The following is a 17,358-nucleotide window of genomic DNA, read 5'->3' as shown; positions in this document are numbered from 1 at the left end:
TTACATCCCTACAGTCTTGACATAAGTGATTGCTAGCGGTGTCAATCGTTGTTCTAGTTCTGTAATAATAGCGCGATCGCTCTCACTCCAAACTCTAGGTTTACCAAAAATACACGGTTGCAAAATTCCCCACAATAAATCATCTTCGCACAAGTGAGCGTGAATTAATGCACGATGACCAAAATGTTTGCGTTCAAATCCTAAATTAACAACTTCTGGATTTGCTGTTTCAACATCTTCTACATACACAGAAGGTTTAGCTTGTAACGCTGCGGAGAATAACGGATCTTCTGCGGCGAGTGATTCAGGTTCTCTACTCCATTCTGAATCTATGACATCAGGAATTTCCTCACTGCGTCGCCAGCAGTATGCTACTTTCCCCTTTTGATTGTGCGGATTGCGCAGATACAGAAAGCACCGATCTGTTTGCAATACATTACATAATGCAGGTAGCAATGCATTAAAAATTGCATCAGGTTCGCTATTATCCGCAAAAACGTTTTCTAAAGCTTCAGGTAATTGCATGAAATTAAAACTTCACTAAGAACGACACACCGATCGCACCATAAAACGTCTCTAATTGCAAGTTACCCTGTTCATCAATTGCAGTCCCTTGATCCGAGAAAATTCGCGCTATCCGAAAGCGATGGTAGTTTCCTAATAATTGCGGTAGCGTAACGTAGTGAACTTCTTCGCCTGTAAATATCTCGCGGTCAAGTTCGTGTAAACTATGCCAAGGACATTTCATCAGTTCGTGATGTGCGTTGTGATAGCCAAAGTTTAAAAGTAACAAGTTCAGCCACCAGTAACGTTGCGAAATCACGTTAGAAAATGTGTTGGTTTGTTCGTAGGTGTAATCTCGTTTCGGTAACGGCGAACCGACAGGAATCGCTTCATAAGTATGCTGAAAAGCATCAACAAATCGCAGCACAATAATCATGCCAATGTAACTGAGAAAATAAAGTGCCACAGCTTTAAGAGAAAGCAAGGCTAATGCTATTAATAACAAACTGCGTAAAATAAGTATCGTAATGACACGTTTTTGTTCATCTTGTCGTCGGGGTTCCCAAAAAGGGGCTAAAATACTGCGCCATTGGAAGATCAAGGAAATAATCGGAAAATGCAACCATTCTAAAGCTAAAGTTACACGGCAAATAGGTGCAGGAAGTTGATGCATCCAGCTTGGTAAATTAAAAGAGGCAAAGTCTACGCGATTGATGTGATGAGCAATATGATCTTGAGTTAAATCTTTGAATCGAGCATAGCAGCCACCATTAAGCCAAAGCATGATATTACCAACTATGGCGTTCCACTTGCGCTCAGTAAAGATTGTGCCGTGCATAAACTCATGAGAGAGATATGCTGAAATAATCAGGCTATGGGTAAGTAGTACAACTCCTAAGGCATTGAGCCAAAAATTTGCAAGGAACAGCGCGATCGCGCCGCTGTAACTACCTAAAGCATAAGTAATTGCGATCGCATTCCACAGATGCTTTTTATGATGCAAATAGTAAGAGGCGTCAACTGATTTGGCTTTGATTGCAATGGTAGATCCCATAACAAGGCGCGTGACTTGTACATATTATAACAAGTATAGGTGAGAGAGAATTTTGTTTTGTAATGAGAAATACAAACTAATAAGCTGCATATCAAACACGAATAGCAACTTTTCCCATCACTTGTCTGTGTTCAAGGTGGCGAATTGCGGCAGGGACTTCACTCAAGTCGTAGTATCGATCGATAAAGGGGACGATCTTGCCTGCTACCATCAACTCTCTCAATGTGACGAGATCCTTTTGATTAGGTTTTACAGCTAGACATTTTACCTTGCGGCGGCTGATTCTCGAAATCCCAGATCCAAGAAGCATTACTTGGAAAAATCGAGCGATAGATCCGCCAACCATGACGTAGGTTCCCTCAGGAGTCAATATTGGCAAGTAGTCAAAAACTGAACGGTACGCTGCCGCATCAAATATTAGGTCATAACGCTGCTCATTTTGGGTGACATCTGTTTGAGTGTAGTCAATCACGAGATCTGCACCCAGCGATCGCACCATATTCATTTTTTTTGTGCTGCATACAGCAGTCACCTCAGCGCCCAATGCCTTAGCAATCTGCACTGCGAAAGAACCCACACCGCCGGATGCACCAGCAATTAACACCTTCTGCCCTGACTGAATCTCACCTACATCTCGCAAACCCTGCAAAGCGGTAAGGGCTGCCCCAGGAACAGTTGCAGCTGCTTCAAATGGCGTGGCACTCGGCTTTAGCACTAATGCAGTTTCTGTTGCACAAACGTACTCGGCGAATGCACCGAAACCACACTCAGACAAGTCTCCAAAGACTTCATCACCAGGCTTAAACTGCGTGACATCTTTACCAACGGCTTCAACTTGTCCTGCTATATCAAAACCGATGATCTTGATTTTTGGCTTGAGGAATCCCCCAAACATCAAGCGCATGAAGAATGGAGTTCCTCGCATCAGATGCCAGTCGCCAGCATTGACAGACGCAGCATGAACCCGCACCAGTACGCCATTGTCTGGCACAACCGGCTTGTCAACTTCTTGCAGACTCAACACCTCTGGTGAACCGTATTTGGTTTGGACGATCGCTTTCATTTTGTCATTTTTGTTGTCCCCTGGTACGGGGATGGGGGTACTCGATGTTTTCATGACCTTCAACATTCTGACTTACACTGTAAGTTTAACTTACGCCGTAAGTTTGTCAAGATGAAAAGCAAACTCAAACCCTAGAATTTGCTTGTTCTGTGCGTTAAGAATTGATCCGATTAGATGGCTAAAAAAAGTTCTCATACACCTCCCCCAACCCCAATAAGTCGGGAAAAAGTGCTGCACGCGGCTATGCGCCTAGCTGACGAGGAAGGCGTTGAATCACTCTCTATGCGGAAGCTGGCTCAGAAATTGGGCGTCAAGGCGATGTCACTGTATAATCACGTGACCAATAAGGACGATATCTTATGTGGCATCGTTGATATTGTAGTGAGCGAAATTGAAGTGCCTAGCCTTGAAACTGACTGGAAAACAGCAATGCGGCGACGGGCGATCTCGGCTCACGAAGTGCTGTTGCGTCATCCTTGGGCAACGATGGCGTTAATGTCACAGATGAATACAGGTTCAGCAATGTTGCGCTATGTAGATGCGACGTTGGGTTGTCTACACAAAGCAGGCTTTTCGTTTGAGATGGCAGATCGAGCGTGGAATGCGATCGATAGCCATATTTATGGATTTACGCTTCAGGAATTGAACTTTCCCCTCGCAGCGACAGAGTATGCAGAGGTCGCGAAAAACTTCGTTTCATTCATCCCTGCGGATCAGTACCCTTACCTCAATCAGCTTACACATCACGTCATTGAAGGTCGTTATGACGGTATTCATGACTTCGAGTTCGGACTTGAATTGATCCTCAATGGTCTGGATCAGTTTCGAGAACAGGTTTAATTAGTGTTTAGCTACCACTTCTACGCGTGTGTTGCTTAACGATTTCTTGAGTATTAAGGCTAAAATTTTTTGAAGGGCAACCTGGTTGACGTTTAGCGTCGAGGTAATCGGCAATAAGTTCTTGCATTCGTTGTTCTCCGAACATATGATAGTGTCCAGGGTAGACGATTTCTACGGGTAAGTGCTGTAGGTATTCGTAAGATGCAATGTAAGCGGAAATATCGCTACCAGGAAGTTGATCGAGTAAGTCGCCGTCGTAAATAATATCGCCGGAAAAGAGTTCTTGGCTAAATGGATCGTATAAGGCAATGCATCCAGGAGAGTGTCCAGGCAGGTGTAAAATTTCAAAAGCGCGATCGCCTAAATCAATCACGTCTCCTGCTTGCAGTAGTTGTGTTGGTTCGGCTGCATGAAACGTGTACTGTGTCGCGGTAAAACCTGGATAGGGTAATTGAGAAAAGTGTTCGTCAAGTATCCAACCTGATTCAGGATTGCACAAAGCCGCGTGACAATCGCCATGACGTAAAGCTTCAGCTTCGGCGGTGTGAATCGCAATATCGTCAAATTCATGAATTCCACCCGCGTGATCGAAATGAACGTGAGAAGCGATCGCCAGTAATGGTTTATCGATTAAACTCGCGATGTATTGCCGCAGACTCGCAACACCTAAACCTGTATCAATGAGTAAATCTTGCTTTTGTCCTTTGATTAACCAGATATTCGCCCGATTCCATTCCCAGTAGTGAATTTCGTTGATGCAGTAGAGGAGATCGCTAATTTTGTGAGTTGCAAACCAACTATCACATACTGATTTATTGTTCACAGGATTGATTTATTAAGTGAGTCAACGTGGGCAGGCAAGATGCCTACCCCACATTTTATATTTAGTGAACGAGGATCGGCGATCAGTTTCCACTAGAATAGAAATGAAGTTCTGATGACGCCAATCACAACATCGGGATTTCGCGCATCGTGGTTTGGTGCAGTTAACCAAAAGACACCAGGCGTAATTGAGATATTATCGGTTAACTGATAACGGTAAAAGGCTTCAAGGTGTAAACCTGTATCGCGATCGCTTCTTTGCCCGTCGGGTAAACCAATCGCTGAGGCTAAAATAGCATTACTTGTTCCTGTTAAGCGTGGTTGCATTCCTACCACAATCCCACCGGCGTTTCCTTCGCGGAATAAATCAGGAAAATGTAACGTGACGGCATAATTCCAGATATCGGCATCACCTTTAATTTCACCCACAGCCCGCGCCGCAGTATAACCTACCCAACCACCAATTTCAAACCCTTCAAAAACGCGGAAATTGAGTTGTGCGCCGTAGACGTTAGCAACTATTGGATTATTCAAGTTATTTTCTGGATTGTTGACATCGTTGACAACAACCACTTTCGCCGGATTGCTACCCGCAAGCGTATCAACGCCAAAATTACCAGAATAACCATTGAGATAAAATAAACCAACTTTGAAGCGATCGCTGCTGTAAACTAACTGGGTAAACGCACTGTAATCGCCGTTAAATAAGCCTGAATCTGGGTTATTGGCGTTAGTTCCTCCTAAATAGCCAAAGTCTAAGCTGAGTTCTGGCGTCACTAAAAAGTTTGCCCCAATACCAGCCCGATTGCCAATAGAGAAATACACTGGATTAAGTTGTCCAAAGTTAGACACTGCACCCGTTGCCGTAACAGAAAATGGACTAATTGGATCGGTAATGGATGTCGGATCGGTTCCATTTGCTTCTAAGTAAATGCGCAAGCGATCGCTTACAGGAAACTGATACTGCAACGTAGTTAAGATAACTTCACCACTCTGGGCAATACTACTAGGTGCTACGCGCGTTTCACCTGTGTTACCAAATCCAAATAGTTCTGGTGGATCTGTAACGTCTTGTCCCTCACGGGTTCCTTGACTACCGCCAAACGTTCCGCCTGAATCGAATAATCTTAAATTTGTTGCTTGTAAGCGAGTTCGCAAGCGATCTTGTCCAGTGAAACTTGTATCAAAATTAAGGCGAACGCGATAACCCAACGTTGTATTATTAATATCACCCGCAGTTTCACCAAAAGCATCGCCAACATAGGTAAGAGCTTCCCCTACAAGTTTTGTTGTGGTAGAAAACTGATTTGCTTCAAGTTCGGCGGTTTGGGCTTCTAAAGCATCGACTCTTCCGCGCAAGCTTGCAAGTTCAGCCGCAAATTCTTCTTGTAATCTTTGGAGAATCGCTAAATCTTCCCGACTTAGTCGATCGCTTGTGGCTGCGGCAATGAGTTCGTTGATCCGATTACCACACGCATTCAACCCCGCAGCAAATTCATAGCGTGTTAATGCGCGATTACCAAGATAAGTTCCATCAGGATATCCCGCGATACAACCATAACGCTCAACTAACGACTGTAGTGCTTGAAACGCCCAATCTGTAGGTTGTACGTCGGAAAGTTGCGAAACCGATGTCACTTGCGCCATTTCTGGCGTTGAGGCAGATTTAGATTGAGTTAAAAGATTATCTGGATTTGCTTCTGAAGCATTTGCAACAACAGCGAATTGATATAGCAAGAAATGAAGTACAAAAAGGCTATAACTCGCTATTTGGTGTAATACTTTTGACACAGACTCTCCTCACACACAATTTAATTTTGTAGATATAGCAGTCTCGTTGGGGTAGTTGGGACATTGAAGGTACGAATATTACCCCAACTCATTTTCAACCCTGACCTCTGACCTCTGCTATAGCATGATTTTTTGTAGATTTTTTAAAGATATACACTACAAATAGGAACGAATGTATTTATTTATACTGACTTGTTAAGAATAATCAAGACGTGAATCGAGCAAGACAACGAGCTATCTGTAAAAAAGTCAAAACTCTTCTGCTGTCTCGAAGCACAGGAGATAAAATTTTTCTGATGATTTTGTTGATTTCTGGCGAACCAATCATCTATTGACCTAAATACGCTGCTAAAACTTGTGGATTACTTTGAATTTCACTCGGAGTACCAACTGCAAGATTGCGACCTTCAGCAAGAACCCAAACGCGATCGCACAAAGACATAATCACATCCATATTGTGTTCAATAATCAAAAACGTCATTCCTTCGCGGTTCCAAGTTTGGATGCGATCGCAGATTTGATTGATCAATGTGGGATTTACTCCCGCCGCAGGTTCATCTAATAAAATTAACTTCGGTTGTGTCATCAACGCCCGCGCCATTTCCAACAACTTGCGCTGTCCCCCTGATAGCGCCCCCGCATACTCATACGCCATATGCGCTAACCCAACCGATTCTAAAAGCAACATTGCACGCTGTTGCAAGTGACGTTCTTGTTTCTTAATCAGGTATGGTCGTAACTGCACTTGCCAAAAGTTCTCTCCGAGTTGATTTTGCGCGGCTAGCAGCATATTTTCCATCACCGATAGCCGCGAAAGCGTTCGGGCTACCTGAAACGTCCGCACCATTCCTTGTTGCGCAATTTTGTGCGATTGAAACTCTTGAATCGGTTCGCCATCGAAAATTACGCGACCTTTATCTGGGCGAATAAAGTTTGATAGCAAGTTAAACAATGTTGTTTTTCCTGCACCATTGGGACCAATTAAACCTGTAATACTACCTGGTGCTACAGTAATTTCGGCATTGTCAACTGCTTTAATTCCACCAAAACTTTTAACTAAACCACTCGCTGCTAATAAGGGTGTATCCATTGTGTATGAGTAATTCCTTTTTCAAGCCACTAACTACTAGCCACTCATTTTCCCAGCGTTAATTCCTTTTTCTTACCTAAAATCCCTTGTGGACGCCACAGCATCAGTAACATCAAAATTAAACCAATCACCATAATCCGAAATGCACCTAAGCGCGCTTCATCCAGCGGGAAAATTGCAGGTAAAGCAAAGCGCGTAATCGCATCATACGCCCAGTAAATCACCGCACCGAGTAACGTGCCAACATTATTTCCTGCACCACCTAAAATCACCATCGTCCAAGCATCAAACGTAATTTGTGGTTGGAAATTATCAGGGTAAATCGTTGTCAATTGCCATGCTAATAATGCGCCCGAAACTCCTGCGATCGCACCTCCCAACATCAACGCTTGCAACTTGTACCAAAACACGTTTTTTCCCAACGCCGTCGCGACATCTTCATCTTCCCGAATCGCTTTGAGGACTCTTCCCCAAGGCGATCGCACCAAGACTTCTAGCCGCCAAAACACTAGCGCTAACACCAAAACCGAGATCAGCATCAACCCCGCATTGGCATAACTCGTGTAATTATAGAGCGCGATCGCCCCCGCGAGAAACAACACTAAAATCAATCCCGCTGCCAAAATCCCCAACACCAATCGCGATGAAAAATTTCGTACGGGCAAGGCATTGCCTTGCCCCTGCAATCCCTGCAATCCCTGCAATTTCTGCAATTTCTGCAATGCCTGCGATTTCTGCAATCCCTGCTGCGCCTTTCCCACCCACTTCCACAAACGCCAATAACACACTCCAACAATCAACGTCAGCAACGCAATCATACCCAAACGTGTCAGCAACGTCGGGTCAAAACTTACGAGTGGTAGAGGATAGCCTTGTACGCCAAACGAACCTGGTGTAAACCCGTTTCCTGTTGGTAAATCTTGATTATTAACAACTAATCGTAGTAATTCAGAGACACCAATCGTGACAATTGCTAGATAATCTTGCCGTAAACGTAGTGTCGATAAACCAATAATCAATCCTAACAATGCAGCGGCACCTGCTCCAACAAGTGCAGCGATAATCAGAGGAACGCCGTGCAAGGTTAGCAAAACCGTTGTATAAGCGCCTACGGTCATAAAGGCGACATGACCAAAGTTAATTAGCCCAGTAAATCCCCATTGCAAATTTAAGCCTAAACTAAATAAAGCAAAAACAGCAGTTGAGATGATAAGAAAAATTAGATAACCAACCCAACCTGATAAATTCTGGATCATAGACGTTAGTGTTCGTTGTCGCGTATTGATGTTAAAAAAGTCAGGGATCAGAAATCGGATTGATGCTTAATAAGCCTTCAGCAACATTCCTCCCGCTACGGATTCAAGTTCTTCCCCCTGACCTCTGATACCCGACCTCTGACCTCTTTAAAAATGAATTCTACAGCACATCGCCGATCGCACAAGAACAATCCCACTGTAGAGGGCTGAACGTTTATCCTTGAACACTTAAATTAAACTGGTGTGATGATACGAGTAAGTAGAGATTGACTATGGATGCTGCAACACTGTGGCAACGTTACCAAGACTGGCTTTATTACCACGAAGGTTTAGAATTCTATTTAGACGTCAGTCGCATGAGATTTGATGATGCGTTTGTCGCGCAATTGCAAGCGAAGTTTGACAAAGCGTTTCAAGATATGGCGGCTTTAGAAGGAGGCGCGATCGCTAATCCTGACGAAGATCGAATGGTAGGTCATTACTGGTTGCGCAATCCCGATCTTGCCCCAACACCAGAAATCAAACAAGATATTACGCAAACGATTGAACAAATCGAAACATTTACCCGCAAAATTCATAGCGGTGCGATTCACCCACCGCAAGCCCCGCGCTTTACCGACATTCTCTCAATTGGGATTGGTGGTTCGGCATTGGGACCGCAATTTGTCGCCGAAGCCCTCGCCCCAGATTTTCCCCCACTGGGAATTCATTTTATCGACAATTCCGATCCAGCGGGAATTGACCGCGTTTTGACACGCTTGCGCAACCGCCTAGCAAGCACATTAGTCATTGTGATTTCTAAATCAGGTGGAACCCCAGAACCACGCAACGGAATGCTTGAAGTCAAAAGAGCTTATGCAGGGCAGAATTTAGATTTTTCTCACTATGCGATCGCCATTACCACTCCTGATAGCAAATTAGATCAACTTGCGCAATCGGAAAGATGGTTAGCAACCTTTCCCATGTTCGATTGGGTAGGCGGACGTACCTCAGAAATGTCTGCTGTCGGCTTGCTACCTGCGGCTTTACAGGGAATTGATATCCAAGCGATGCTAGCTGGAGCCAAAGAAATGGATGATGCAACGCGCGTACCCGATATTAAAAACAATCCAGCGGCTTTACTGGCATTGAGTTGGTACTATGCTGGTAACGGGCGCGGCGAAAAAGACATGGTGATCCTACCTTACAAAGACAGCTTACTCTTATTCAGTCGCTATTTGCAACAGTTGGTCATGGAATCGCTAGGCAAAGAAAAAGACTTGGATGGGAATGTTGTCAATCAAGGAATTGCGGTTTATGGCAACAAGGGATCAACCGATCAACACGCCTATGTGCAACAATTACGCGAAGGCGTACCGAATTTCTTTGTCACCTTTATTGAAGTTTTAGAAGACCGTCAAGGTGCTTCACCTGAATTAGAACCAGGAACAACATCGGGTGATTACCTGTCAGGATTCCTTCAAGGAACGCGCCAAGCATTGTACGATAATCATCGCGATTCAATTACCGTCACAATTTTGCAAGTTAATCCACGCACGGTAGGCGCACTGATTGCGCTTTACGATCGCGCGGTTGGTTTGTATGGTTCTTTAGTCAATGTCAACGCTTACCATCAGCCAGGCGTTGAGGCTGGTAAAAAAGCTGCTGCTGCGGTTTTGGATTTACAAAAACGCGTCTTACAAATTCTGGAAGACGAAAGTCGTTCGATTTCCATCGCGCAACTTGCAGAAAAAGCCCAAGCAACTGACCAAGTTGAGACAATTTACAAAATTCTGCGTCACCTCCATGCGAATAAACGCGGTGTGACTTTAAACGGTAATTTTGGCGATCCCAGTAGTTTAACGGTAACGATCAATTAGTAATTTAGGGTAATAGAAAAACTGAAACCCAATAACAAAGCTTAGCGAATAAATTCGCAGCTAAATAAACGAAACCTCAATCGCAAGACACCTGTGGTTTATAGAGGAGGGATATATCAAGAAAACCGAAATTTTGTGGCAACAAAGCAGCTATCAAGATTTATGCGCTGATCTCTGCCCCTCATTCCATACCATATTTTGGGCATTTTTGTTCATCTGTAACAACTGTTTATAAAAAGGTGGCATAGACTAGAGAGCAAGTCTTGAAATCTATGGGTGCTGGTATGAGTTCGGTCAGGGGTGTAGAGATTCGTCCGCTATCAGCAATAAAGGGGGGTATGACTGAGTTTTATACCCCTCAATCAAGTCACGAGACAATGCTGGTACAGATTCCACCAAACACAATTGACGATCTTTTTGTTCATAAAACACAAACTGACCAACTATTGGTAGTCAAAGGAAGTTTTGTGTTAGTGGTGTTGGTGAATCGCCGTTATCAATACATACCCTTGAGCGATCGCAAACCTACAGTAGTAAAAATTCCCCCAGGAGTGTTGCATGGAGCAATTAATTTATCTCCAGAACCATGCGTATTAGTCAATGCGGTATTACGCCATCGCGCAACGAGCGAAAAAGACTATAAACCACACAGACCACCATGTCCGTATAATATTGATGCGGCAATGGCAGTTTTGGCAATGGATGCACAAGCAAATCGGGCGATCGCGTAGGAATACAGGAAATTGATTGATTGAACCACCTAGGATACTAAGGATACTAAGGCTGTTACAGTAGTAGCATTGCTTTTGCTTGATTGATGATTCTTTACCACTACCCAACGTTGTATCCTGGTGTTCTTCTCAAACGCTATAAGCGGTTTTTTGCAGATGTGCAGTTGGCGTCTGGGGAAGTTGTGACAGCACATTGTCCGAATACAGGACCAATGACAGGAATTTGTCAACCTGGTAGTGCTGTACAGGTGTCTTATAGTGACAATCCGAAGCGATCGCTTAAGTACACTTGGGAAATGATTCTAGTCAATGACAATGAACCGACTTGGGTAGGTGTGAATACAAGTTTACCGAATCGGATTGTTAAGCTAGCGTTAGAAGAAAACTTGTTTCCTTTGGGGAGTTACGACAATATTCGCTTTGAAGTTCCCTACGGTGCAGACAAGAAAAGTCGCGTAGATTTTGTGTTGACGGGCGATCGCACAACATACATCGAAGTCAAAAGCACAACTTGGGTTCACGGGCGTACCGGGTTATTTCCTGATACAGAAACAACACGCGGACAAAAACATTTACGCGAACTTACCGCATTAATACCAGCAAGCGATGCAGTGATGTTGTACTTTATCAATCGCGGTGATTGTACCGCATTTGCCCCTGGAGATAGTGCCGATCCAATTTATGGTCAATTATTGCGTGCAGCGATCGCATTAGGTTTAAAAATACTACCATGTCGCTTCAACATTACCCCCGCAGGTATTGAGTATTTGGGATTAGCCGAACTAAAAATTTAAACTCGGCTCGTCCATCATCAAACCAACACCAATTACCAATTACCCCTTTTAGAAAAGAGTTGAAAGTAAAAACAATATTCCCAAGTGCCAAACGACAAGATTAATGGCAATTCCCGCAGTAATTCCAGCGATCGCCCAACGTTTTTGAGACTTTTGGAAGTGTTCAATACTTTCCCAGCGGCGACTTTTCCACGCCCATTCGTTACCTTTAACACCAAGCGCGATCGCCATCCAAAATCCCAAGATGGGAACCCAGGATAATACCCCAATCCACACGCGATTCGCGACTAACCAAAATGGTGCAAGTAAAAAAGCGCCCCAGTTCCAACCTTGAATTTCTGCGGGTACGGCGATCGATGCATTAAATAAACCACCCTTACCAGAGTTATTTACCAAAGTTGCATCAAGCACAATTCCAGATTCTAAAGCAGCTAGCGCTTGACGTGCACAACCAAATCGCTTTTCTAGTGCGGGTTCGGTCATTTTCTGCAACCAACTTAGTAGACTAGGACTACAATTGACTAATTCTGCAAATTGCAATTGTAAGTTGTGTTGCGGCAAGTCTGCGGGTAGGATGCCAGTGAGCAAATGAATTAAAGTTGCACCCAAAGCATACAAATCCGATGCGGCAACGGCTTTACCGCCAAATTGTTCTAATGGTGTATAACCATAAGTTCCGACTACTGTAAATGTTGCACCTGGCGATACAGTTTGATCTTGAACTCCACCAAAATCAACTAAATAAACTTTATCGTCATCACCCCAAATTAAATTACTCGGCTTGATGTCACGATGGATAACTGGCGGATGTAACTCGTGGAGGTATGCAAGGATATCTAATACCTGTTTCGCAATTTGGTGAATTTGTGCTTCACTCCAACGTTGTTGTAACTGTTCAAGCGATCTACCAGGAATGTATTCTTGAACAAGAACATAAGCAGACTCTTGCGCTTCTAGCCAAAATTCATCTTGATAGCGTGGAATTTGTGGATAATTTAACTGCTTGAGTACCTGGGCTTGGCGTTCAAATAGTTTTAACTCTTCCCACCGTGTAGCATCGGTGAAAGTTAGTAGTTTAATCACTACAAACGTTGTTGGTTGTGTCGCCAGATCGACTGCTAGCCAAGTTTGCTTGAGTAGCGAATCTTTGAGTTTTTCTTGCAGTTGATAGCGCCCTTGTAAAATTTGTCCGCAATGCAGCATGAAATCGCGATTCCTCAAAACCCCCTTCTCTAATGTAGTCACAGTTACGCTCAGCTTATTTGTGCCAAGATTGTGAGTAGCTTAAATCATTGAATCAAATTACGAGAAGAGTCATTATGGAGCAGCAACCACCTTCTCTACTCAAAGCATCAGAGATTCACTCGATGGATGAGATTGAATTTCACCACCCACTCAACCCAAATTCAGAACTCTATATGCGGACACTCAGTCGTATAGTTGGACTTGAGCGTATCGCAGTGACGATCGCCCGCGTACCACCAGGTAAGGAATCGTTTATATATCATTTGCATCGTCACGAGGAAGAATGGATTTATATCCTCGCGGGTAAAGGTATTGCAGAAATTGGCGACAGTGAATACGAAGTCGCAGCAGGTGACTTTATGGGCTTTGGGTTACCGCAACAACCACACCATCTCCGCAATCCTTTTCGTGAAGATCTTGTTTATCTCATGGGTGGTGAAAAAAAAGATTGTGATATCGGTGTTTTTCCTCGGTTGGGCAAACGTGCGATCCGCGATGGTGATTCAGCCTACGTTGTTGATGATTCGATGCTACAGGATTTTTGGAGTAGCAAAGTTAGTAGTGACTAAATACCAAATCTCTACCTGATACGCGATCAAAATCTCAATTCTCAAATCGTATGAATATCACCACAGTAAAAAAATTGAGTTTCATCGAATTTCTTGAACAGTACCCAGATGGTAGAGGTATCTTTGAACTGGTGGATGGAGAAATTGTTCAGGTGGAACCGACGAGGGCGCACAAAAATGTTGCTAGGTTTCTCATGTTTGCTTTCAATGATGAAATCAGGCGGTTAGGACTCGATTACATTGTTGATAAAGATATTATTATCCGAACTGTTACAGCATCTGGGAAGGAACAAGGAAGAAACCCTGATGTTGGGGTTGTTTCTAGTACATTATGGAACAGTAATGTATCGACTTACGGTGCGGTGACGGAACCGATTCAACTTGCGGTAGAAGTTATTTCTACAAATTGGGAAGATGATTACGTTGATAAGTTTGATGAGTATCAGCGGTTAGGAATTTTTGAATATTGGATTGTTGATTATTTAGCGATCGCTTCTCGCACAATCTTAGGTTCGCCGAAAGTACCTACTGTTTTTATTCACCAGTTAATCAATAATAAGTATCAAACACAAGCTTTTAAAGGTGCGGATAAAATTAGTTCGCCAACTTTCCCAGAAATAAACCTGACTGTAGAACAAATTGTTGCAGCTAGCCAGTTTTCAAAACTTTAATAAGCTGCTACCACTGTGGTTGCTGTTTGATAAGTGCGGCGGCGGCTTTGCTATCAACTGGTAATGAGAAATAATTACCTTGTCCGTATTCGCAGTGGAGTTCTCTAATTCTCGCAAGTTGTTGTGCGGTTTCTATTCCTTCTGCGGTGACATCAACGCCTAAACTGTGCGCTAATGTAACGATCGTCGCAAAAATATCTAAGCTATCTGAGTTCGTATCAGCTTGCGCAATAAATGAACGGTCGATTTTTAAAACATTGATCGGAAAACTGTATAATCGACCCAATGATGAGTATCCTATGCCAAAATCATCGATCGCAAGTTGAATACCTAAAGCTTTGAGTTCTAAAAGCAGTGTTGTTGCCGATGCAGCATTTTCTAAAATGACACTTTCGGTAATCTCGATTTTCAAGCTTTGAGGATTTAAGTTTGTTTCCTCAAGCACCGTTTTCACTTGTTCGACTAAATTTGTTTGTGCAAAGAGTTGACTGCAAAAATTTACGCAAATCGCTAACGGTGCATTGGTAGTAAACTGCTGCTGCCATTGTTGCATTTGTTGGCAAGCTTTCCACAACACCCACAAGTTTAAGGCTACGCTTAGCCCTGTTTCTTCTACGACTGACAAAAACTCATTGGGTAGTAGTAAGCCTCGCTGAGGATGTCGCCAGCGGAGTAAAGCTTCAAAGCTAGCTATCTTACCGCTGTTGAGCGATACAATCGGTTGATAGTAAAGTTGAAACTCTTGACGTTCTACGGCGCGGCGCAAATCATTCTCTAATTGCAAGCGTGCCATTGCTTGCACGTGCATCTCAGTGTTAAAAATCTCGTAGCGCGCTTTACCGTGCGTTTTCGCGCGATACATTGCAATGTCAGCGTCGCGTAATAAATCGGAAGCGCGATCGTAACCGGAATGACTCAAAGCAATGCCGATGCTTGCGGTTGTGAAGACTTCGTACTCGCCTAGCGTAAAGGGTAACTTGAGTTCGTTTTGAATGCGATCGGCAACGCGAATCGCATCAGTGATATGTTTTATATCTTCTAAAAGAATTGTAAATTCATCACCACCAAGGCGCGCGGCGGTATCGGTAGGGCGCAGACAATTTTTGGTTCTGTGGGCGATCGCAACAAGTAATTGATCGCCGCAACTATGCCCTAAACTATCATTAATCACTTTGAAGCGGTCTAAATCAAGAAACAAAACGGCAAATAAATAGTCTCGATCGCGTCTGATTTTATGCAGTGCGTACTCCAAACGCTCCATAAATAATGCACGATTTGGCAGTTTTGTCAAGGGGTCGTGGAATGCATATTCGCGCAGTTGAGCTTCGGCGCGCTTGCGTTCGGTAATATCGCGGGCGATCGCAGTATAACCGATGGCTTTACCCGTACCATCTTTGAGTACCGCAACTGCTTTTTGAGCAGGAAAGAGAGTACCATCAAAACGTTTGTGTCCAATTTCTCCAGAGTCAGCCCCTAGTCGTTGCAATTTTTCCAGAAAAGGGAAAACTTCTTGCTGCATCTGTTCTTCGGTGTGAAAGATGCTAAGGTGCTGCCCAACGACTTCAGTTTGGCTACAGCGGTGCATTTGTGCCCAAGCCGGATTAATAAAGAGTATTTTGCCTTCTAAATCGCTTACAGCAATGCCATCAATTGACTGATCGACAGCGCGTTCTAACATATATAGCTGTTGCTGTTGTGCTTTGCGATCGCTAATATCCCGACACGTAGCGACAATCCCCCCGATATCCGCTTCGGCGAGTAAGTTATTAATAATCACTTCAAAATCGCGCCAATCGCCGTTGATATGTTTGAGGCGTAATTCTGTTGTGATCTTGACACCAGTAGTGTTTTGTAATTCTGCGTGTAATTGCTGTGCTTTAGAAACATCCTCTTGGTGTACAAGTTCCAAAGCATTTTTGCCAAGTTCTTGTTCTGGTTCTAAGCCCAAAATGCGACTAGCAGATGGACTAAGATAACTTATGGTGCAATCTGCTGCAATAATGACAATAATATCCGAAGCGTTTTGTACAAGCGCGCGGAATCGAGCTTCACTTTGACGTTGAGCTTCAAGTTTAGCTATGTTAGCAATTGATTGCTGCCCAAAGAACGAAGCCAACAGCGTCAGAATCAAAATGATCAAAGTTGCAACTCCAATTAAGAGTGCTAACCGACCATTATTGACTTCTGGTGAAGTTTGTGCTGTTATTTGCGCGTCGGGCTGGAAGTTAACAGCAATCATAGCAATGTAGTGCATTCCTACAATTGCCGTTGCGAGGAGAAATGTACTGCCGATTTTACGGATACTAGAAGCGATCGCCTGTATCGTCCAAGGGTGAAATTCCAACCATAAAGCACTACCCGAACACGCGACAGCCGTAGTAGCAGCAAGCATCATCAGTTGTGGACTATACACCGGAACAGCAGCAACGCGCATCGACGCCATCGCAGTCAAGTGCAAACCAACAATTCCTAACCCCACAAACAATGCGCCTGCTAATAAAGAGAACCGTTGCAGAGGTTGCTTATTGGTAACAATAAATAATCCAGCACCCGCACCCGTAATTGCAATCGCCATCGAGACAAAGACAATCGTCAAGTCATATACTGCCGGAATCGGCAACTGGTAAGCAAGCATCGCAATAAAGTGCATTGCCCAGATGCTCATACCTAAGCAAACTGTACCGCCAATAAGCCATAATTTTTTTGCCGATCCTTGCGCCGAGGCAATTTGTCCTGCGAGGTCTAAAGCAATGTAAGAACCAAATAGCGCAATAACTACCGAAAGCGTCACTAAGCGAACATCATAAGTCGCTATCAGCGTGAGTGTTGTTGTCATTACCCTAGTCACCGGAATGCCCCAGATATGCGATCGTATCGCAGTTATGCTCGATGTGCTATGGCAAAATCTCGGAAATTATTGATAGCAAGAGTCTGGGGGCAAGGCAATACGTTGCCCGTAGCAGGGTTAAAAGCAAACAGTTTAATTGCCATAGTCGTTGCGAAGTTATCTGCCAAGCTTCATAGAAAAAACTAAGAATACCAGAAGAATCTACACCCTTAGTTTGTGGC

At 43.8% G+C, this 17,358-nt stretch carries 15 protein-coding genes; 6 read left to right on the top strand and 9 right to left on the bottom strand.

The genetic code is table 11. The features are described from left to right. From GLO7428_RS20950 to GLO7428_RS20940, 3 genes are all read right to left on the bottom strand, one after another. Positions 1-525: a GAF domain-containing protein gene (locus GLO7428_RS20950; RefSeq protein WP_015190588.1), complete on the bottom strand. Its 525-nt coding sequence runs from the start codon at positions 523-525 to the stop codon at positions 1-3. 4 nt (positions 526-529) lie between these two features. Beyond that, on the bottom strand, positions 530-1,558 hold the full coding sequence (locus GLO7428_RS20945; protein ID WP_015190587.1) for a fatty acid desaturase: 1,029 nt from the start codon (positions 1,556-1,558) through the stop codon (positions 530-532). Positions 1,559-1,649: 91 nt separating this feature from the next. Beyond that, positions 1,650-2,675, bottom strand: a complete 1,026-nt coding sequence (locus GLO7428_RS20940) for an NAD(P)-dependent alcohol dehydrogenase (protein ID WP_015190586.1) — start codon at positions 2,673-2,675, stop codon at positions 1,650-1,652. Positions 2,676-2,795: 120 nt separating this feature from the next. On the opposite strand from GLO7428_RS20940, the gene GLO7428_RS20935 reads away from it, so the two are divergent. Continuing rightward, positions 2,796-3,461, top strand: coding sequence for a TetR/AcrR family transcriptional regulator (locus GLO7428_RS20935; RefSeq protein WP_015190585.1), 666 nt, complete (start codon positions 2,796-2,798; stop codon positions 3,459-3,461). A 7-nt stretch (positions 3,462-3,468) separates the two neighbouring features. Here the strand turns inward: GLO7428_RS20935 and GLO7428_RS20930 are convergent, their stop codons facing one another. The 4 genes from GLO7428_RS20930 to GLO7428_RS20915 form a co-directional block, all read right to left on the bottom strand. After that, positions 3,469-4,284 (bottom strand): MBL fold metallo-hydrolase, encoded by an 816-nt coding sequence (locus tag GLO7428_RS20930; RefSeq protein WP_015190584.1) that lies wholly within the window; start codon positions 4,282-4,284, stop codon positions 3,469-3,471. Between the two features lie 92 nt (positions 4,285-4,376). Next, positions 4,377-6,074: an iron uptake porin gene (locus GLO7428_RS20925; RefSeq protein WP_015190583.1), complete on the bottom strand. Its 1,698-nt coding sequence runs from the start codon at positions 6,072-6,074 to the stop codon at positions 4,377-4,379. A gap of 328 nt (positions 6,075-6,402) precedes the next feature. Next, on the bottom strand, positions 6,403-7,164 hold the full coding sequence (locus GLO7428_RS20920; protein WP_015190582.1) for an ABC transporter ATP-binding protein: 762 nt from the start codon (positions 7,162-7,164) through the stop codon (positions 6,403-6,405). Between the two features lie 44 nt (positions 7,165-7,208). Further along, positions 7,209-8,420 (bottom strand): branched-chain amino acid ABC transporter permease, encoded by a 1,212-nt coding sequence (locus tag GLO7428_RS20915; protein WP_015190581.1) that lies wholly within the window; start codon positions 8,418-8,420, stop codon positions 7,209-7,211. 272 nt (positions 8,421-8,692) lie between these two features. Here GLO7428_RS20915 and GLO7428_RS20910 point away from each other — a divergent pair, with 272 nt between their 5' ends. The 3 genes from GLO7428_RS20910 (at position 8,693) to sfsA (ending at position 11,804) form a co-directional block, all read left to right on the top strand. Continuing rightward, on the top strand, positions 8,693-10,279 hold the full coding sequence (locus GLO7428_RS20910; protein ID WP_015190580.1) for a glucose-6-phosphate isomerase: 1,587 nt from the start codon (positions 8,693-8,695) through the stop codon (positions 10,277-10,279). 284 nt (positions 10,280-10,563) lie between these two features. Then, positions 10,564-11,010: a cupin domain-containing protein gene (locus tag GLO7428_RS20905; RefSeq protein ID WP_041919418.1), complete on the top strand. Its 447-nt coding sequence runs from the start codon at positions 10,564-10,566 to the stop codon at positions 11,008-11,010. Between the two features lie 86 nt (positions 11,011-11,096). Then, positions 11,097-11,804: a DNA/RNA nuclease SfsA gene (gene sfsA, locus GLO7428_RS20900; RefSeq protein ID WP_015190578.1), complete on the top strand. Its 708-nt coding sequence runs from the start codon at positions 11,097-11,099 to the stop codon at positions 11,802-11,804. 48 nt (positions 11,805-11,852) lie between these two features. Here sfsA and GLO7428_RS20895 read toward each other — a convergent pair whose 3' ends face one another. Next, positions 11,853-13,007, bottom strand: a complete 1,155-nt coding sequence (locus tag GLO7428_RS20895; protein ID WP_015190577.1) for a serine/threonine-protein kinase — start codon at positions 13,005-13,007, stop codon at positions 11,853-11,855. Between the two features lie 116 nt (positions 13,008-13,123). Between GLO7428_RS20895 and GLO7428_RS20890 the strand changes: the two genes are divergently transcribed. Together GLO7428_RS20890 and GLO7428_RS20885 are read left to right on the top strand one after the other, a co-directional pair. Continuing rightward, a complete protein-coding gene (locus GLO7428_RS20890) occupies positions 13,124-13,618 on the top strand; it encodes a cupin domain-containing protein (protein WP_015190576.1) in 495 nt (164 codons plus the stop codon). Positions 13,619-13,668: 50 nt separating this feature from the next. Then, a complete protein-coding gene (locus GLO7428_RS20885; protein ID WP_015190575.1) occupies positions 13,669-14,289 on the top strand; it encodes a Uma2 family endonuclease in 621 nt (206 codons plus the stop codon). 7 nt (positions 14,290-14,296) lie between these two features. Here the strand turns inward: GLO7428_RS20885 and GLO7428_RS26245 are convergent, their stop codons facing one another. After that, positions 14,297-17,125, bottom strand: coding sequence for an EAL domain-containing protein (locus tag GLO7428_RS26245; protein WP_015190574.1), 2,829 nt, complete (start codon positions 17,123-17,125; stop codon positions 14,297-14,299). Positions 17,126-17,358 lie beyond the last annotated feature (233 nt).

It is taken from the genome of Gloeocapsa sp. PCC 7428 (genome assembly GCF_000317555.1).
Lineage (GTDB): Bacteria > Cyanobacteriota > Cyanobacteriia > Cyanobacteriales > Chroococcidiopsidaceae > Chroogloeocystis.
Note: the sequence above shows the minus strand (reverse complement) of the source record. Positions and strands in the feature narration are given on the sequence as shown.

Bases quoted from the DNA above. Each gene is read 5' to 3' on its own strand.
- GLO7428_RS20950 (WP_015190588.1), bottom strand. From the start codon at position 525: ATGCAATTACCTGAAGCTTTAGAAAACGTTTTTGCGGATAATAGCGAA.
- GLO7428_RS20945 (WP_015190587.1), bottom strand. From the start codon at position 1,558: ATGGGATCTACCATTGCAATCAAAGCCAAATCAGTTGACGCCTCTTAC.
- GLO7428_RS20940 (WP_015190586.1), bottom strand. From the start codon at position 2,675: ATGAAAACATCGAGTACCCCCATCCCCGTACCAGGGGACAACAAAAAT.
- GLO7428_RS20935 (WP_015190585.1), top strand. From the start codon at position 2,796: ATGGCTAAAAAAAGTTCTCATACACCTCCCCCAACCCCAATAAGTCGG.
- GLO7428_RS20920 (WP_015190582.1), bottom strand. From the start codon at position 7,164: ATGGATACACCCTTATTAGCAGCGAGTGGTTTAGTTAAAAGTTTTGGT.
- GLO7428_RS20915 (WP_015190581.1), bottom strand. From the start codon at position 8,420: ATGATCCAGAATTTATCAGGTTGGGTTGGTTATCTAATTTTTCTTATC.
- GLO7428_RS20910 (WP_015190580.1), top strand. From the start codon at position 8,693: ATGGATGCTGCAACACTGTGGCAACGTTACCAAGACTGGCTTTATTAC.
- GLO7428_RS20905 (WP_041919418.1), top strand. From the start codon at position 10,564: ATGAGTTCGGTCAGGGGTGTAGAGATTCGTCCGCTATCAGCAATAAAG.
- sfsA (WP_015190578.1), top strand. From the start codon at position 11,097: ATGATTCTTTACCACTACCCAACGTTGTATCCTGGTGTTCTTCTCAAA.
- GLO7428_RS20895 (WP_015190577.1), bottom strand. From the start codon at position 13,007: ATGCTGCATTGCGGACAAATTTTACAAGGGCGCTATCAACTGCAAGAA.
- GLO7428_RS20890 (WP_015190576.1), top strand. From the start codon at position 13,124: ATGGAGCAGCAACCACCTTCTCTACTCAAAGCATCAGAGATTCACTCG.
- GLO7428_RS20885 (WP_015190575.1), top strand. From the start codon at position 13,669: ATGAATATCACCACAGTAAAAAAATTGAGTTTCATCGAATTTCTTGAA.
- GLO7428_RS26245 (WP_015190574.1), bottom strand. From the start codon at position 17,125: ATGACAACAACACTCACGCTGATAGCGACTTATGATGTTCGCTTAGTG.